The sequence below is a fragment of the Streptomyces sp. NPDC045701 genome (assembly GCF_056432045.1).
On record NZ_JBWKJV010000031.1, the window covers coordinates 1 to 17,556 of the forward strand.

General features: G+C 73.7%; 13 protein-coding genes. 2 read left to right on the forward strand and 11 right to left on the reverse strand.

Features of this window, described 5'->3' with window-relative positions:
• Window positions 1-347: 347 nt before the first annotated feature.
• A complete protein-coding gene (locus tag AC07DW_RS25660; protein WP_478860043.1) occupies window positions 348-1,355 on the reverse strand; it encodes a stage II sporulation protein M in 1,008 nt (335 codons plus the stop codon).
• 117 nt (window positions 1,356-1,472) lie between these two features.
• On the opposite strand from AC07DW_RS25660, the gene AC07DW_RS25665 reads away from it, so the two are divergent.
• Window positions 1,473-2,492, forward strand: a complete 1,020-nt coding sequence (locus AC07DW_RS25665; RefSeq protein ID WP_478860044.1) for an RDD family protein — start codon at window positions 1,473-1,475, stop codon at window positions 2,490-2,492.
• 10 nt (window positions 2,493-2,502) lie between these two features.
• On the opposite strand, the gene AC07DW_RS25670 is transcribed toward AC07DW_RS25665, so the two are convergent.
• The 8 genes from AC07DW_RS25670 to AC07DW_RS25705 all read right to left on the reverse strand — a co-directional run bounded on the left by AC07DW_RS25670 (window position 2,503) and on the right by AC07DW_RS25705 (window position 11,130).
• On the reverse strand, window positions 2,503-3,117 hold the full coding sequence (locus AC07DW_RS25670) for a hypothetical protein (RefSeq protein ID WP_478860045.1): 615 nt from the start codon (window positions 3,115-3,117) through the stop codon (window positions 2,503-2,505).
• 137 nt (window positions 3,118-3,254) lie between these two features.
• The gene (ahcY, locus tag AC07DW_RS25675; protein WP_478860046.1) at window positions 3,255-4,712 is read right to left on the reverse strand and encodes an adenosylhomocysteinase; all 1,458 of its coding nucleotides are present in this window, start codon (window positions 4,710-4,712) and stop codon (window positions 3,255-3,257) included.
• Window positions 4,713-5,018: 306 nt separating this feature from the next.
• Window positions 5,019-5,954 (reverse strand): cation diffusion facilitator family transporter, encoded by a 936-nt coding sequence (locus tag AC07DW_RS25680; RefSeq protein WP_478860047.1) that lies wholly within the window; start codon window positions 5,952-5,954, stop codon window positions 5,019-5,021.
• Between the two features lie 83 nt (window positions 5,955-6,037).
• Window positions 6,038-7,204 carry a mannose-6-phosphate isomerase, class I gene (gene manA / locus AC07DW_RS25685; RefSeq protein WP_478860048.1) on the reverse strand — a complete coding sequence of 389 codons (1,167 nt, stop codon included), beginning with the start codon at window positions 7,202-7,204 and terminating at the stop codon, window positions 6,038-6,040.
• A gap of 52 nt (window positions 7,205-7,256) precedes the next feature.
• Window positions 7,257-8,543, reverse strand: coding sequence for an SIS domain-containing protein (locus tag AC07DW_RS25690; protein ID WP_478860049.1), 1,287 nt, complete (start codon window positions 8,541-8,543; stop codon window positions 7,257-7,259).
• A 144-nt stretch (window positions 8,544-8,687) separates the two neighbouring features.
• Window positions 8,688-8,870: a Trm112 family protein gene (locus tag AC07DW_RS25695; protein WP_478860050.1), complete on the reverse strand. Its 183-nt coding sequence runs from the start codon at window positions 8,868-8,870 to the stop codon at window positions 8,688-8,690.
• A 364-nt stretch (window positions 8,871-9,234) separates the two neighbouring features.
• Window positions 9,235-10,626: a phosphomannomutase/phosphoglucomutase gene (locus AC07DW_RS25700; protein ID WP_478860051.1), complete on the reverse strand. Its 1,392-nt coding sequence runs from the start codon at window positions 10,624-10,626 to the stop codon at window positions 9,235-9,237.
• Between the two features lie 75 nt (window positions 10,627-10,701).
• Entirely contained in the window at window positions 10,702-11,130 is a 429-nt protein-coding gene (locus AC07DW_RS25705) for a DUF3499 domain-containing protein (RefSeq protein ID WP_478860052.1), read from the reverse strand.
• 273 nt (window positions 11,131-11,403) lie between these two features.
• Here AC07DW_RS25705 and AC07DW_RS25710 point away from each other — a divergent pair, with 273 nt between their 5' ends.
• The gene (locus tag AC07DW_RS25710; protein ID WP_478860053.1) at window positions 11,404-11,832 is read left to right on the forward strand and encodes a metallopeptidase family protein; all 429 of its coding nucleotides are present in this window, start codon (window positions 11,404-11,406) and stop codon (window positions 11,830-11,832) included.
• Window positions 11,833-11,860: 28 nt separating this feature from the next.
• Here AC07DW_RS25710 and AC07DW_RS25715 read toward each other — a convergent pair whose 3' ends face one another.
• Both AC07DW_RS25715 and AC07DW_RS25720 read right to left on the reverse strand, forming a co-directional pair.
• Complete coding sequence (locus tag AC07DW_RS25715; protein WP_478860054.1) at window positions 11,861-13,411, reverse strand: DUF5719 family protein; 1,551 nt, start codon at window positions 13,409-13,411, stop codon at window positions 11,861-11,863.
• Complete coding sequence (locus AC07DW_RS25720) at window positions 13,408-17,142, reverse strand: glycosyltransferase (RefSeq protein WP_478860055.1); 3,735 nt, start codon at window positions 17,140-17,142, stop codon at window positions 13,408-13,410. The genes AC07DW_RS25715 and AC07DW_RS25720 overlap by 4 nt, the downstream gene beginning before the upstream one ends.
• Window positions 17,143-17,556: the final 414 nt, after the last annotated feature.

Consider the following 17,556-nt stretch of genomic DNA (forward strand, 5'->3'; position numbering starts at 1 on the left):
GGGCGCTTCCCTTCGGTCTTTCGTGTTTCCAACCCTACCAGATCCTTTTTCCGTTCCGTTTCCGGTTCGGATTCTGTTTCCGGTGGCCGTTGGAGGGCCTTTGCCTTTCGGCTGATCCGACTTTATCAGAATCATTTCCGTCGAGCTAATCGGCGATCGGGATTCGGATGAAGAATCGAATTGGCTCCTCGGAAATCAATTCCGACCGGAGCGAGAGTGACTCTAACGTCCGCGCTCGAACCTGTCCAGTCCGAGGCAACCGTTCAAATCTACCTCCCCACGCGATCCGTGTCAACGGGTCTTGCGGGCGAAGAGGAGACTAGCAGGTCAGCGGGGACGGACGCACATCAGGCGGCGGTCGGCTGGTGCGCACTGCGGTCGGAGGTCTCGACGTCCCCCGTTTCGCCGGCCCGGCCTCCTCGGCCGCCGAGGACGTAGACGTACGCGAGGAAGGCCAGCTCGGCGGCGATGCCGATGGCGACGCGGGCCCAAGTGGGGAGGCCCGACGGGGTGACGAAGCCTTCGATCACGCCGGAGACGAAGAGGACCAGGGCCAGACCCAGGGCCATGCCGAGGGCGGCTCGGCCCTGCTGGGCGAGGGCGGTGCGGCGGGGCAGGGGGCCGGGGTCGATAAGGGTCCAGCCCAGGCGGAGACCGGTGCCGGCGGCGACGAAGACTGCGGTGAGCTCCAGCAGGCCGTGCGGAAGAAGCAGGCCGAGAAAGGTGTCGAGGCGCCCGGCCGACGACATGAGGCCGAGCCCGATGCCGAGGTTCAGCATGTTGAGGAAGAGGATCCACAGGACGGGGACGCAGAGGAACGCGCCGAGAACGAGGCACATGGCGGCGGCCTGCGCGTTGTTCGTCCAGACCTGGGCGGCGAAGGAGGCGGCCGGGTGGCTGGAGTAGTACGTCTCGTACTCACCGCCGGGGCGGGTCATCCGGCGGAGGTCCTCGGGCGCCGCGATGGACGCCTGGACCTCGGGGTGGGTGGCGATCCACCAGCCGATGAGAGCCGCCAGGAGCGTGGAGAGGACGGCGGTCGGGATCCACCAGTGGCGTGAGCGGTAGACCGCGGCCGGGAAGCCCGCGGTCAGGAAACCGGCCGCGTCCCGCCAGGAGGCGCGGCGGGTGCCGGTCACCGTGGCGCGTGCGCGGGCGACCAGCTGGGTGAGCCGGGCCGTGAGCATGGGGTCGGGGGCGCTCGACTGGAGGAGGGAGAGGTGGGTGGCGGTGCGCTGGTAGAGCGCGACGAGTTCGTCGGCCTCGGACCCGGTGAGGTGGCGGCCGCGTCGCAGGAGGTGGTCCAGACGGTCCCACTCGGCGCGGTGGGCGGTGACGTAGACGTCGAGGTCCATGATCGGCTGCTGCTCCAGGCACTGGTGCGTACGGTTCGTACTACTGCGGCGCGCTGACGGCCAGCTTGGCAGACTGGCGTTCGGAGGGGCCGGGAAGGCCGGAGAAGGGTGGGCGCTGTGAGCGGGGTTGTGACGGGCGACGCGGTCGTGCTCGGCTTGCAGCCGGCGAGGCTGCCGAGCCGGGCGCTGGCCCTCGTCATCGACCTGGTCGTCGTGTGGACCGCGTACCTGCTGATATCCGTGGGGCTGGCGATGGCCACCGCCTCTCTGGACGAGGCGGCCGTCATGGCGGTGACGATCGCGACTTTTCTGCTGGTGCTGGTGGGCGGTCCCATAGCGGTGGAGACGCTGTCCCACGGGCGGTCGCTGGGGAAGCTGGCGTGCGGGCTGCGCGTCGTGCGGGACGACGGAGGGCCGATCCGGTTCCGGCACGCGCTGGTGCGGGGGGCCATGGGGGTCGTCGAGATCCTGATGACCTTCGGCGTCGTGGCGTGCGTCGCGTCGCTCGTGTCGGCACGGGGTCGGCGGATCGGTGACGTCTTCGCGGGGACGCTGGTCGTACGGGAGCGGGTTCCGGGGGCTCGGGGGATGGCCGTGCCGCCTCCGCCGCCGTGGCTGGTGGGGCGGTTCGCGCGGCTGGACCTGTCCGCGGTGCCGGACGGGTTGTGGTCGGCGATACGGCAGTACCTGACACGGATGCGGCAGCTCGACCCCGCGGTGGGGCGGGCGCTGGCGGAGCGGCTGGCCGACGATCTCGTGGCGCGGACGGGTACGCCCCCGCCGCCGGGGGTGCCCGCGGCGGAGTACCTGGCCGCCGTCGTGAACGAGCGGCAGGCGCGGGACGCGCGGCGGGCGTTCTCCGCCGCTGGTGCCCGGGCGGCGACGGGTATCGGCGGGCCAGGTGGGGTGGTCGGTACGGGTGGTGCGGTCGGACCGGGTGGTGTGGGTGGCCCCGGTGGGGTGGTCGGTACGGGTGGTGCGGTCCGTCCGGGAGGGTGGAGCGCCCCGGTGGCAGCGGGCCCGGACGCCGGTGCCGATACCGGCCGGGTCGGCGGTGCCGGTGGTGACGCCGGTGGCGGCGACGGTGTCGGCCCCGGGGGTACGCCGCCTGCCACCGGTTTCGCTCCGCCCGCGTAGCGCGGCCGGGTCAGGCGAAGACCGACGGCGGGGTCTCGAGGTCCTCGAGCTCGATGCCGGGGGCTGCGAGGACCACGTCGCCGGCGATGTGGACCGTGTGCCGCTCGCCCGTGTCGAGGGCGTCGACCCGGTACTCGTCCACGGTCAGGGGGCCGTTGTCAGTGGTGTGCGCTTCACTTCTGATCAGGGCCCACGACTGGTCGACGGTGAGGGGGGCGAGGACCGGGTCCGTGAAGGCGACGAGGCGGACCCGGACGGCGGCGGACCCGGGGGTGAGGCGCAGCAGGCGGGATGTCGCGACGAGGAACGCGGGGGACGTGCCGGTGAAGGCGTGGGCGCGCACATTGCCTTCCGTGGCGTGCGTTCCGGTGGGATCGGTACGGACCCAGGTGACGCCGTCGAGGGCGGCGCCGCGGACCTGCCAGCTCGCCGCGTGGAGTTCGAGACGGATGGGGCGGCCGAGGTCGTCGAGGGCGAGGTCGACGGAGCCGGCGTGGTCGCCGGAGGGGGTGGTGGTCTGGGAGACGTAGCGCCAGCCGGAGGGGCCGGGGGCGCAGTGGAAGTGCTCTTCACCGAGGGGGGTGCGATCGTGCGGATCGTGGAGCGAATAACGGCCGCGGGGCATGGGTTCTCGGGTCCTCGGGATCGGCGGTAGGGGACGCCCGGTACGGGGCAGGCCCCCGGCACGGGGGTGCGGGGGCCTGCCTGGTGCGTGCTGCCGGTCACCGGCCGCTGCGGACGTGCGTCAGTGCACGGGCGCCGTCAGTAGCGGTAGTGGTCGGGCTTGTAGGGGCCTTCGACCTCGACACCGATGTAGGCGGCCTGCTCGGGGCGGAGCGTCGTGAGCTTCACGCCGAGCGCGTCGAGGTGCAGGCGGGCGACCTTCTCGTCGAGGTGCTTGGGCAGCACGTAGACGTCGGTCGGGTACTCCTCGGGCTTGGTGAACAGCTCGATCTGGGCGAGCGTCTGGTCCGCGAAGCTGTTGGACATCACGAACGAGGGGTGGCCGGTGGCGTTGCCCAGGTTCAGCAGGCGGCCCTCCGACAGCACGATGATCTTCTTGCCGTCGGGGAACGTCCAGGTGTGGACCTGGGGCTTGACCTCGTCCTTGACGATGCCGGGGATCTTGGCCAGGCCGGCCATGTCGATCTCGTTGTCGAAGTGACCGATGTTCCCGACGATCGCCTGGTGCTTCATCCTGGCCATGTCGGCGGCCATGATGATGTCCTTGTTGCCGGTGGTGGTGATGAAGATGTCGGCCGTCTCGACGACCTCGTCCAGGGTGGTGACCTGGTAACCGTCCATCGCCGCCTGGAGCGCGCAGATCGGGTCGATCTCGGTGACGATCACGCGGGCGCCCTGGCCGCGGAGGGACTCCGCGCAGCCCTTGCCGACGTCGCCGTAGCCGCAGACGACCGCGACCTTGCCGCCGATGAGGACGTCGGTGGCGCGGTTGATGCCGTCGACCAGCGAGTGGCGGCAGCCGTACTTGTTGTCGAACTTCGACTTGGTGACGGCGTCGTTGACGTTGATCGCCGGGAACAGCAGCGTGCCGTCGCGGTGCATCTCGTACAGACGGTGGACGCCCGTCGTGGTCTCCTCCGTGACGCCACGGATCTCGGAGGAGAGGAGGGTCCACTTCTGCGGGTTCTCGGTCAGGGTGCGGTTGAGGAGACGCAGGATGTGGGCGTACTCCTCGCTGTCCGCGGTGGACGGGTCCGGGGCCTCGCCGGCCTTCTCGAACTCGACGCCCTTGTGGACGAGGAGGGTGGCGTCACCACCGTCGTCGAGAATCATGTTGGGGCCGCCGGTGGGGGTGTCCGGCCAGGTCAGCGCCTGCTCGGTGCACCACCAGTACTCCTCCAGCGTCTCACCCTTCCAGGCGAAGACCGGGATGCCCTTGGGGTCGTCCGGGGTGCCCTCGGGGCCCACTGCGATGGCCGCGGCGGCGTGGTCCTGGGTGGAGAAGATGTTGCAGGACGCCCAGCGGACCTGTGCGCCGAGGGCGACCAGCGTCTCGATCAGGACGGCGGTCTGCACGGTCATGTGCAGGGAGCCGGTGATACGGGCGCCGGCGAGCGGCTGGGCCTCGGCGTACTCCTTGCGGATCGCCATCAGGCCCGGCATCTCGTGCTCGGCGAGGGTGATCTCCTTGCGGCCGAACTCGGCCAGGGAGAGATCGGCGACCTTGAAGTCCTGTCGGTTGGCGACAGTCGTCATTTCGAGCTGCTCCTCGTGTTGGGTCGAGGGTGGGTACGGCTGGCTCTGCGAGATGGCCGGACGACACAAGGATGCCCGGTGCTCGCAGTGCAGTCGTCGGAGGCCCTCTCTCCCTCGGCCGGTCCGTCGGACCGCCCGACCGCCATCAGCAGCGACGTCTGGCTCTCTCACGAATCTACACCGATCGGTCCGGAGGACCACAGCCCGCCGGCTCGCGGACGGCGCCTGGAGAGGTGCGCCCTGCGCCGCGGGACGGGAGAGGCCCCCGCCCCTTGCGGGAGCGGGGGCCCATTGTCGCCGGTCCCGTCAGGTGGCGGGGGTGGTGCGCTTGCTGTCCTGGTAGATGTCCGGTTCCAGGTAGATCACGCGGGCGATCGGTACGGCGGCACGGATGCGCGCCTCGGCCGCGTCGATCGCCGCGGCGACCTCGGAGGCCGTGTCGTCGTGCTGGACGGCGATCTTCGCGGCGACCAGCAGTTCCTCGGGCCCGAGGTGCAGCGTGCGCATGTGGATGATGCCGGTGACGGTGTCGTTGTCGACGAGCGCCTCCTCGATCTTCCTGACCTCGTCGATGCCGGCGGACTCGCCGAGGAGCAGCGACTTGGTCTCCGCGGCCAGGACGATGGCGATCACGATGAGCAGGATGCCGATGCAGAGGGTGCCGATGCCGTCCCAGATGCCGTTGCCGGTGACCAGGGCCAGGCTGACGCCGACGAGGGCGAGGACCAGGCCGACCAGCGCGCCGAGGTCCTCCAGGAGGACGACCGGGAGTTCGGGCGCCTTGGCACGGCGGACGAACTCCTTCCAGGAGAGCTTGCCGCGGACCTGGTTGGACTCCTTGATGGCCGTCCGGAAGGAGAACGACTCGGCGATGATCGCGAAGACCAGGACGCCGACCGGCCAGTACCAGGCCTTGATCTCGTGCGGGTGCTTGATCTTCTCGTAGCCCTCGTAGATGGCGAACATGCCGCCGACGGAGAAGAGGACGATCGAGACGAGGAAGGCATAGATGTACCGCTCACGGCCGTAGCCGAAGGGGTGCTGGGGCGTTGCCTCGCGCTGGGCCTTCTTGCCGCCGAGGAGCAGCAGGCCCTGGTTGCCGGAGTCGGCGAGCGAGTGGACGCTCTCGGCGAGCATGGAGGACGAACCACTGAAGAGGAACGCCACGAATTTGCTCGCCGCGATAGCGAGGTTCGCGACGAGTGCCGCCACGATCGCCTTGGTTCCGCCTGACGCGCTCATGCGTGCGGGTGTCCCTTCTGGATGATGCTGGGGGGTGGTTCGTACGGCGGCACATTGTTGCAGTAGCGGTGGTGGGTGGTGCCTCAGGCCACCACCGTGGCACGGAAGACCGTGCCGGTACCGGACAGTTCGGCTCTTTCGCCCGCGGGGACGAAGACGGACTGCCCGGGGGTGAGGGGGAGGTCGTTGGTCCTCGGGGTGCCGGATGTGGCGAGGACGATCTGGGGGGTGGGGGCGGTGATGTCGACGGGGGCGGCGCCTTCCGCCCGTACGTATCGGGAGAGGCGGAACTCGTCGGCCGGTGTCTCGTAGACCTCTTCGCCGGACGGGGAGGCCTCGGGTCGCAGGACGCCGGGGTCGTGCGGTTCGAAGCGGACCACGCGGAGGAGTTCCGGGACGTCGACGTGCTTGGGCGTCAGGCCGCAGCGCAGGACGTTGTCGGAGTTGGCCATGACCTCGATGCCGAGGCCGTCGAGGTACGCGTGCGGGACCCCGGCGCCCAGGTACAGCGCCTCGCCGGGTTGGAGCCGGACGTGGTTGAGCAGCATGGCGGCGAGGACGCCCGGGTCGCCGGGGAAGTGGTGCGCGAGGACGGCGTACGGGGCGTGGGGGCCGCCGAGGCGGTCGCAGACGGCGGCGGTCTCGGTGACGGTGGCGGCCATCTCGGCGCGGTCGGCGGACAGGACGGCGGTGAGGACCTCGCGGAGCGCGGCGTCCTCGGGGTGGGCGCGGAGGAGGTCGACGTACGGCTTGAGGGAGTCGATGTCGAGCGCGGCGAGGAGTTCGGCGGTCCGGTCGGGCGCGCGGAAGCCGCAGAAGCCCTCGAACGGAGTGAGGGCGCAGATGAGTTCGGGCTTGTGGTTGGCGTCCTTGTAGTTGCGGTGGGGCGCGTCGACGGGGACGCCGGCGCGCTCCTCGGCGGCGTGGCCGGCCCGGGCCTGTTCGAGGTCGGGGTGGACCTGGAGGGAGAGCGGGGCGCCGGCCGCGAGGATCTTGAGGAGGAACGGGAGGCGCGGGCCGAACCTGGCGACGGTGGCCGGGCCGAGTTCGCGTTCCGGGTCGGCCTCGATGACGGCCGACAGGGGTTGCTCCGGGTGTCCGGCGCGGGTGACGCGGGAGGGCGCGCCGGGGTGGGCGCCCATCCACATCTCGGCCTGCGGCTCGCCGGTGGGGGCGACGCCGAGCAGTTCCGGGATGGCCGTCGTGGAGCCCCAGGCGTAGGGGCGGACGGTGTTGGAGAGGCGGTCCATGCGTCGTCGTTCCTTGCGTCTTCGCTTGCGGTGCGGCCGGGGGCGGGGGGCGTCAGGTGGTGTGGAGACGGGACGTCAGTGCCAGGTAGACGGCCGCGAAGTCCGTGATCGCGAGGAGCTCCGCGACGCCTTCCAGGTCGGTCGTGCCGTCGTGGGCCGGGCCGGGCGTGACCGCGCCGTCGCCGGCCGGGGTGCCGGTCCCGGTCGCCGGGCCGTCGCCGGTCTCCGGGCGGTCGTCGCCGGGAGCCGGGCCGTCGCCGGTCTCCGGGCCGGTGCCGGTACCGGTCGTGGTGTCCTCGGGTTCGAGTTCGCTGATCGCCGTGTCGTGGCTCAACGCGAGTTCGCGGGCCGCGGGGGCGGCGGTGAGGCCGCCGACGGGGCGGTCGCGGAGCAGGACGACACGGGCGTGCAGGGCCTGGGCCTCGTCCACGCGGTCGCGGAAGAAGTCGTCGGGGTCCGCGCCGCCCGCGAAGTCACCGGCGAGGAGGACGCGGTGGGCGGCGAGTGCTTCGGGGAGTTCGGCCGCGAAGGCGGGGCGGCCGGCCAGCTCGGCGAGCACGGCGGCGAACCGGCGGCCGACCGGGGCCGCCATCGCGCCCTCGGTCCAGATGAGCGGGAGGGTGTCGGCGAGTTCGGCGGCGAGGGTCTTGGCCGGGTTGCCGTACGTGGCGACGGCCGGGCCGCAGCGTTCGGCGGTGCGGTCGAGGCGGTCGGCGACCCGCTGGAGGGTGTCGGCGGGCGCGGTGACGAGGCCGACCCGGTCGAGCAGCGCGAGGAGGGGGGTGAACAGTGCCCACAGGGCGGCGGAGCCGGCCTCCTGGGCTTCCTCGTCGGTCAGCTCGTGGGGGGCGACGGCCATCGGGACGACGAGGCCGTGCGTACCCGTGACGGCCTCGGCGAGCGGGGAGCGCCCGGGTACGACGGCGACGACGGTGACGCCGCGGCGGTAGGCCTGCTCGGCGAGCAGGGCGAGGCCGGGTTCGCTGCCGTCGGTGGTGGTGATCAGGAGCAGGTCCACGGAGCCGGCCCAGCCCGGGAGCGTCCAGCGCAGCGCGCCGGCGGCGGCCGCCACGCCGGTGGAGTGCAGGCGGGCCACGGGCGCGGAGGACCCGGCCAGGGCGGCCACCAGGTCGGCGACGCCGGCGGCCGCGGTGCCGGGGCCGGCGACCAGGATGGAGCGCGGGCGCCCGTCGGGGTTCAGCTCGGTGACGCCCGCCTCGGCGGCGTGGCGGGCGGCGGTGCGTACGCGCGCCCCGGCTTCGGCGGCTCCCCGGAGGAGGCCGCGGCGGTCGGCCCGGGCCAAGGCGTCCGGGTCGTCGAGCAGCGTCTCGTCGAGCATGAGGTGGGGCCTCCGATCGCCGTGCGGTATGGGGTGCGGTGCGGCGCGGCGCCGGGTGAGCGGCGCCCCCTCGTGAGTGGAGGCGGGAACGGCCGGGGTGCCCGTGGGTCCCCGGCGTGGCCCGTGCGCGCTGCCGGTGCGCCGTCAGGCGGGGCGGCGGGCCTCGTCCACGAGGAGGACCGGGATGCCGTCGCGTACCGGGTAGGCCAGGCCGCAGTCGTCGCCGGTGCAGATCAGCTCGGGGGTCTCGGCTGCCGTGCGGTCGCTGAGCGGGGCGTGGCAGGCCGGGCAGGCGAGGATCTCCAGAAGGCCGGCTTCGAGCGGCATGGGGTGGGTCCCTTCGGGCGGGTGAGGCCGGTCGCGGTGGACCGGGTCCTGCGGTCGGTCGTGCGTGGTGCTGTTGTGGGTCGTGCCGTCGTGCTGTTCGCGCGTCGTGCTGTCGTACGGGGTGGTGCTCGTGGCCCGGTCGGTGGTGCGCGTCGGGCCACGTCAGCCTACCGCCGGGGGCCGGCGATGCGGCGTTGGCGGGGACGGGCTCGCCCCCACTCCGCCCCTTCCCGGAACCGCGGGCTTCACCCCCCGACGCCCGCCGGGGATCCGGACGGGACGCCGGGCCCGCCGGGCGTGGAGGGGTGAGGGGTCCGCGTCCCGCCGGCCCGGCGGGGCACGGGTCGGCGCTCGGGGACGCCGGTCAGGGTGTACGGACGAGGGCGAGGACCTCGTCGCGGAGCCGGGCCATGGTCGGTTCGTCGCGGGCCTCGACGTTCAGGCGCAGCAGCGGTTCCGTGTTGGAGGGGCGCAGGTTGAACCACCAGTCGGCGCCCGTGACCGTCAGGCCGTCGAGGTCGTCGGTCGTGACGCCGTCGCGGGACGCGAACGCCTCGCGGACCGCCGCCGTGCGGCCGGGCTGGTCGGCGACCGTGGAGTTGATCTCGCCGGAGCCGGTGTAGCGGTCGTACGAGGAGACCAGCCCGGACAGCGGACCGGACTGGCCGCCCAGCGCCGCCAGGACGTGGAGCGCCGCCAGCATGCCGGTGTCCGCGTTCCAGAAGTCGCGGAAGTAGTAGTGCGCGGAGTGCTCGCCGCCGAAGATGGCACCGGTACGGGCCATCTCCTCCTTGATGAAGGAGTGACCGACCCGGGTGCGCACCGGCGTGCCGCCGTGCTCGCGCACGACCTCGGGCACGGACCACGAGGTGATCAGGTTGTGGATGACGGTCCCCGTGCCGCCGTTCCTGGCCAGCTCACGCGCCGCGACCAGCGCCGTGATCGCCGACGGCGACACCGGGTCGCCCTTCTCGTCCACCACGAAGCACCGGTCGGCGTCGCCGTCGAAGGCCAGGCCCAGGTCGGCGCCCTCCTCGCGCACCCGCTGCTGCAAATCCACGAGGTTGGCCGGGTCCAGCGGGTTGGCCTCGTGGTTGGGGAAGGTGCCGTCCAGCTCGAAGTACATGGGGACCAGGTCCAGCGGCAGGTCCCGGAAGACGCTGGGGACCGTGTGGCCGCCCATGCCGTTGCCCGCGTCGACCACGACCTTCAGCGGCCGGACGGACGTGAGGTCCACGAGGGTCTTGAGGTGGGCGGCGTAGTCGGTGAGGGTGTCGCGCTCGGTGAGCGTGCCGGGTGTGGCCGCCGCTTCCGGTGCGCCCGTCTCCAGCCACTTCTCCGCGAGGGCGCGGATCTCCGCCAGGCCCGTGTCCTGGCCGACCGGGGCGGCGCCGGCGCGGCACAGCTTGATGCCGTTGTACTGGGCGGGGTTGTGCGACGCCGTGAACATCGCGCCCGGCAGCCCGAAGGCCCCGGAAGCGAAGTACAGCTGGTCCGTGGAGCACAGGCCGATCATCGTGACGTCCGCGCCCCGCCGCGCCGCGCCGCGCGCGAACGCGCCGGACAGCCCGGGGGACGACGGGCGCATGTCGTGGCCGACCACGATCGCGTCGGCACGGGTCACCTCGACGAAGGCCGCGCCGAACAGCTCCGCCAGCGGCTCGTCCCACTGGTCCGGGACCACTCCGCGAACGTCGTACGCCTTCACGATCCCCGACAGATCACGAGACGGACCACCAGACAGATCAGCTGTCACTTCCCCGCACCCTCCTGCAAGCCCTGTGTGTCCACCCGCGGTGGAGCACACAAACTACCCGTACGGGGCGAGCGGTCAGGAGTCGGGAGAGCGCAGCACCCGCAGGTGACCTCGGCGCCCGACCTCCACGGGGTCCCCGGCCCGGCCTCCGGGCTTGCCGCCGGCCTGCGCGGCGCGCTCCTGGGGGCGGGCGGCCTCCCGGACGGCGTTGGCGAGCGCTTCGAGGTCGTCGCCGCTGGGGCGGGCGGGGGTGGAGCCGTCCGACAGCCGGACGACCTCCCAGCCGCGCGGCGCGGTGAGGCGCTCGCTGTGCTCGGCGCACAGGTCGTAGCAGTGGGGCTCGGCGTAGGTGGCGAGCGGGCCGAGAACCGCTGTCGAGTCGGCATAGACGTACGTCAGTGTCGCGACGGCAGGGCGGCCGCACGCGGTGCGCGAACAGCGACGTACAGGGCTCACGACGTTGGACGGTACCGCACTCTTGAGCGGGCCGCGACGACTCTCCACCAGGTCACTCGCCCGTGTCGCGGTGTGATGTGCCGCACAGGGGTCGTCGGAAACGCTCTGCTGACCTGCGGGGAAGGTGTCGGCCCGGGGGTCCGGCGGTCGGCCCGCCGAACATCACCCCTCACGAATCCGGTCAATCGTGACGGGCCAACCGATCGGGCAGGCATGCCGAATCGCGTCGAAGTGTGACCGGAACGCGCAATCGTCGACATGCCTCGGGCCCGGCGCGCGGCACGATCGCGGTACGCCGGGGAGAGCTACCCTGCCTCAGTGATGGACAGTCCCGTACCGCCCCGCCCGGCCGAGCCCCGGCCGCGCCGCCGAGACCGCCACGGCCGCGGCATGCGCGGGCCCGTCGCCCCGCCGCAGGTACCGCTCTCCGCCAGCCGTGCCGACACCTTCCGCGATCAGGTCCAGGACTCGGTGGAACGGCTGGAGCGCCGCTGGCCCCAGCTGGCCGACGTCGACTTCCTCGTGCTGGAGGTGCCGGTGGCGCCCGAGGAGTCCGTGCCGCTGGGCGTCTCGGTGCCGGCCGGGCGCGACCGGCCCGCGCGGGTCATCGTCTACCGGCGGCCGGTCGAGCTGCGCGCGAAGAGCCGGGACGAGCGGGCCCTGCTGGTCCACGAGGTCGTGGTCGAGCAGGTCGCCGAGCTGCTCGGGCTGTCCCCCGAATCGGTCGACCCGCGGTACGGGCAGGACTAGCCGGTACGGCGGGCCGGCCCGTACCGGATCAGTCGTCCAGGACGGACAGGTCCTGTTCCGCCGCCGGGACCTCCACCGTCCCCCGGTCGTCGGCGAACGTCTGCACGGTGAACATCGGCAGGCCGTCGTCCGGCTCGGCCAGCGTCCGCGCCGCGTGCACCGGGCCGCCCGAGACGCTCTCCACGGTCAGGGCGTACGAGCCCTTCAACCCGGCCGGCACCGGCGGCGTGACCGCCAGGGTCGTACCGCCGGCGACCTTGTACGTCTTGGTGACCGGCGTCCCGCCCTCCGTGCCGGCCGACGCGGTGACCTTCACCTCCGCGCTCCCGCCGGGCGCCGTCAGCGACAGGGTGGTGCCCTCGGCCCGGTTGTCCGCCACGGTCGCCCGCTCCCCCACCGGCCCGGCCGCCGGGATGAACGCCACCTCCTGGTCGTCGCCCTTGCCGCGCACCACGCGCAGCGCGGCGACCACCGGGGTGGTACGTCCCTTGCGCGCCGGGGACAGCAGCAGTGAGCCCGCCTCGCCGCGCGTGACGTCCTTGAGGTCGACGGCCGCGGTCATGCCCGACTTCACGTGCAGGCTCTCGGCGGCGGCCGGGGTGATCGTGCCGGTCGGGCTCGCGAGCTGGATCCTCAGGTCGGCGTCGTCCTCGCCCGGCGCGTAGGCCACCAGCCGGACGGACGTGGCGTCCGCCGGGATGCCGGGCATCACGAGCGTCCCGGCCGGGTCGGCCGAGGCGGGCAGCCAGTCGCTGCCCAGCTTCTCGTCGGCCGAGCGCACCACCGCGCCGACCCGCCCGCTGCGGGTGGTGACGTGGACGGTGACGTCCTCGGCTGCGGGAGCGGTCGTCAGGGTGGACAGCAGGACCGGCACACCGGACCGGGCGGGGACGGTGATGCCTTCGGTGAGCTGCGTCTTCAGGGCACCGCCGGGCCCGTACAACTCGATGTCGACGACGGTGGCCGTGTCGTCGGGGTTGGTCAGGTGGACGTAGTCCGCGCGCTGCTGGACCGTCGAGGCGCCGGGGAACCAGAAGTCCGTGTCGGGCGGGGTGCAGCTGAGGCCGAGCATCCCGCGGCCGCCGCCCGCCGGGACCTTGGTGGTCTGCTGGGTGGTCCAGCCGGGTGCGAGCCGGCCGGAGGCGGCACCGACCAGGGCCGGGGCGTCACCGCCGTCGACCTCGGCGGCGACCGGCCGGCCGGGCTGGGTGAGCGCGAGGACGGGCTTGTCGGCGGCGGTGGCCTTCTTCGGCGCGTTCGCCTTCCTGGGGTCGGCCGTCGTCACGTCGCCGGTGGCGGCGGAGGGCTTCAGCTCCGCCCGGTCGGCGGCCTCGCCCCCGGTCGCGCCGGCGCCCCGCGGGCCGGCCGCCGGGGTGAACGACGTGTACACGGTCTCGGCGACCTGGGAGTTGCTGGGCGCGGGGCACAGCAGGCTGGAGCGTTCGACCGGGAGCCGTACCGGGGCCTTGGCGGCGGTCGCCGTCCCGCCGTCGCCCGCCGGGGCGGTGAGGACGCCGTACCCGGTGACCGCGGCGAGCGCGGTGACGGCGGCGGCGAGGGAGAGGGTGGTGCGGTTCACTGGTTGCTGCTCCCGTCGGGACGCTGCTCGTTGTCGTACTCGTAGCCGTGGCCCTGCTGCTGCTCGTACTGCCCCGGCGGGTACGGCTGCTCGTACTGGCCCTGGGTGTACTGGTCGTACTGGCCCTGTTCGTAGGGCTGCTGACCGTACGTGCCCTGCTCGTAGGGCTGCTGCGGGTACTGGCCGTACTGCGCGTACTGCTGCGGGTGCCCGGGGTACTGCTGCTGCCCGGGGTACTGCTGGTACGCGTCGGCCGGGTACTGCTGTCCATCGGCCGGATAGGCCGCGTACGCCTGGTCGCCGGTGCCGGCGCCCGCGTCACCGCCGCCCGCTCCGCCGCCGTCCCAGTCGCCGTAGGCCGGCTGCTGCGGCACGCCCGGCGCCGCATACGGATCGGCGTCCGGTACGGGGGCGGGGGCCGGACCGGTCTCCGCGGCGGCCTCCGTCTCCGCCGCCCCGGCGGCGGCCGCCGCCCGCAGCCTGCGCGCCCGCCGGCCGTCGCCCGCCAGGTCCTCGGCGGTCACGGCGGGCTGCTCCTCCTCGGGCAGGTCGTCGTCCACGTCCCTGCGGCGCCCCGGCAGGGCCAGCACGAGGAGGACCACGGCCAGGGAGCACTGGGTCCAGATCCAGGCGGTGTGACCCACCGAGTCGTCATGGGTCAGGTCCAGCCGGCCGCCGGCGGCGGGCAGCTCGAAGCCCTGCGCCCAGTCGTCGACGACCGTCTTCTTCAGGGGCTTGCCGTCGATGGTGGCCTGCCAGCCCTCGTCCGCGCGGTCCGCGATGCGCAGGACGCGGCCGGGACCGCCGGCCGGGATCTCGGTGTGCGCCTCGACCGGGCCCGCGGCGACCGGCAGCCGCTCGCCCTTGCCGTCGCCGCCCGGGACGATGGTGGCCCGCGCGACCTGGCGGTCGACCCGCCACAGCGCGCTGCCGTCCAGCTGGCTGAGCCGGGTGAGCCCCGGCGTGGCGTCCAGGACGCGGCTCATCTGGCGCGGCGCCCCGTCCCGCACCAGGACGTACCGGATCGCGAAGCCGCTCAGCTCGGCGGTCTGGTCCGCGCCGGAGCCGGCGACCAGGTGGGCGACGACCTCGTCGAGGCGGGGGTCGCCGCCGCCGGCCGCGGTGAGCTCGGCGTCGCCGAGGCGGGCCCCGGAGCCGCGCACCAGGGTGTACGGCACATGGGCGGACGACGTGCCGCCCAGGACCAGGGTGCGCGGCTGGTCCCGGGTGTCGCTCTCCTCCGCCACGAAGGCGGGCACCTGGACCGGGTCGCGGCGCTCCAGCGGCCCCGCGGCGCCGCCGAGCATCCAGCTCGCCGCCGAGACGAGCGGGCCGGCGGCGGCGGCCAGGGCGATCAGCACGGCGACGGGCTGGCGCCAGCCGAAGCTCTGCGAGGCGACGCGGGTACGGCCGCCCTCCGCGCCGAGCATGCCGGCCGCCAGCAGCGCGACGCCGTACACCAGGGTGGCCGGTCCTGCCCAGCCGGACCCGCCGGCGGATCCGTTGACCAGCACCGCGAAGACGAGGGCGACCACGGCCGTGACCCACGCCGTACGGATCGCGAACCGCCGCTCGCCGCGCAGCAGGGCGGCGAGCGCCGCCAGGACCAGGCCGACCAGGACCGGGCCGCCGACGGTCCGGGGCCCGCCCGGCGAGACGCCGAGCAGGTCCAGCGGGGACGCCGCCCCCGTACCGAACCGCATCCCGGCCTCCGCGAAGAGGGCGGACGGGTCGGTCAGCAGCGTCAGGGACCAGGGGGCGAGCATCAGTACCGGTGTGCCGACAGCGGCCAGGAAGCGCAGCCCGTACGCGACGAGGTCGCCGCGCCGCAGCGCCAGCACCGCGAGCCCGAGAACGACCGCGAGCGGCCAGACGACGGGCGTGAACGCCATGGTGAAGGTGAGCAGGAAGGCGTACGCCCAGGTGGCGCGCCAGCTGCCGCGCCCCTCGCCGCGCAGCCCGTGCGCCGCGACGGCGGCCCGGGCGATCAGCGGCAGCAGGACCGCGAGGACCGCGGTGCCGACCCGTCCGGTCGCGAGGGCTCCGGTCACGGCGGGCAGGAACGCGTACGCGACGGCTCCCCAGGCGCGCAGCAGCCGGGACTGGACGAGCGAGCGGGAGGCGAAGTACGCGGTGATGCCGGCCAGCGGCACCGAGCAGACCAGCAGCACGGTGAGCGCCAGCCCGGTGGAGCCGAGGAACACGGCGGAGAGGGCGGCGAGGAGCGCGAGGTACGGCGGGGCGGTCTGCGTGCCGCCGGTGCCGAGCGGATGCCACGCGTCCGCGTACCGGTTCCAGAGGTCCCCGACGCCGTCGGGGGCGGGCAGCAGCGCACCGCCCGCCAGCGCGCCGCCGCCGAACAGGCCGCGGCAGGCGACCACCGACGCGACGAGCAGCAGCGCGAAGAGGACGGGGCCCGGCCTGCGGGCGATCTTCTTCAGGCGGGCGAACTGCTCGATCTCCAGGTAGTCGGCGTCGTCCCCGCCGGGGCCCGACTCGACGGCGCCGTGCCGTGAGCCGCCCGAATCGGCGTCCGCGCCGCCGAAGTCGGACATCACCTGCTCGACGGTGACGCGGACGGTGGCGCCGGGCGGCGGGAACAGCGGGCGCAGCTCGGACGCCTCGACGGCCCTCGCGCGCCTCCTGCGGCGGGCCGCGACGATCCGCTCCGGCCGCAGCAACGTGCCGAACAGGCCCATCACTTCGTCGACCGCCTGGCCGGGTGCCTTGCCGACGATGTAGGCGAGCGTACGGAGGAGGGTGCCGACGACGAGGCGGAGCAGGACCCAGGGGAAGGCGATGCCGCGCGCGTTGGCGAGCAGCGTGTAGACGGCGCCCGCCTTGTCGACGCGGTGCGGGCTGGCGACGGAGCGGCCCGCGCAGTCGACGGTGCGCCGCTCGCGCGCGGACGCCTCGGCGTGGCGGAGGACGGCGTCGGGGGCGACGAGGACGCGGTGGCCGGCGGAGTGGGCGCGCCAGCACAGGTCGACGTCGTCACGCATCAGGGGCAGGCGGCGGTCGAAGCCGCCGAGCTCCTCGAAGACGTCACGGCGGACGAGCATCCCGGCGCTGGACACGGACAGCACGGCGCGGACCTGGTCGTGCTGGCCCTGGTCCTGCTCGCGCCGGTCCAGTCCGGTCCAGCGGCGGCCGCTGTTGGCGATGGAGACGCCCACTTCGAGGAGTTGCTTGCGGTCGTACCAGCCGCGCAGCTTGGGGCCGATGACGGCCGCGTACGCGTCGCCGTCCGCGACCCGGAGCAGCTCGGCGAGGGCGCCGGGCTCGGGGGCGGCGTCGTCGTGCAGCAGCCAGAGCCACTGGACGGGCTCTCCGTGCGGCAGGTCCGGCAGGTCGTAGGCGTCGTCGTTCCACGTCCGGCTGACCGGGTCCCAGCCGCTGGGCCGCTTGAGGTAGGGCAGCTCCTCGGGCCCGAGGACGGGCGCGGTGCGGACCGCTTCCTCGACGGCGGCGCCGAATCCCGTACGCCGCGCGAGGTGCAGCACCCGTTCGTCGCCGATGGCCTCGGAGACCAGCCGCGCGGAGTCGTCGGCGCTGCCGGTGTCGGCGGCGACGACGTTCTGCACGGGGCGCTCCTGGCCGAGCAGCCCGGCAAGGACGTCCGGCAGCCACCGGGCGCCGTCGTGGGACACGAGCACGGCGGTGACGACGTGCCTGGGGAACTCGGGCTGCTGCGTGGGGGGAACGGGGGTGAACGCGGCTGTGGCGGACATCGGGTTACGGGCCCTCCGGCCGGGGGTCGCCCGCGGGGGGCGTCGGAGCGTCTCGGACGGAGGCCCACACTAATGGCTGGCACGTCACCGTTCCGCCGCCTGTGGACAGCGCGCGGACGGTGGCCCGTTCCTTACGGGCGTGTGTGCGCGCTTTGGCCGGTCGGCGCCGGTTCATTGGCCGAACCCGCCTACGGACGCGCCTCGGGGGCGCTTGGCGGGGGACGCGGATCTCGGGTCCGCTCGCGCCGGGCGCCCGGAGGACCGGGTCGCGTTCCGGGGCACCGCGGTCCGCGCCGGTTCACTCGCCGCGGGGCCGGTTCACGCACGGGGTACGAGGGGCTCGGCGCCGGACCGGGTCCGCCGTCGGGGCCGTCGCGGCACGCGGCGGAGTCCTCGCCCCCACGGCGCGCGGCG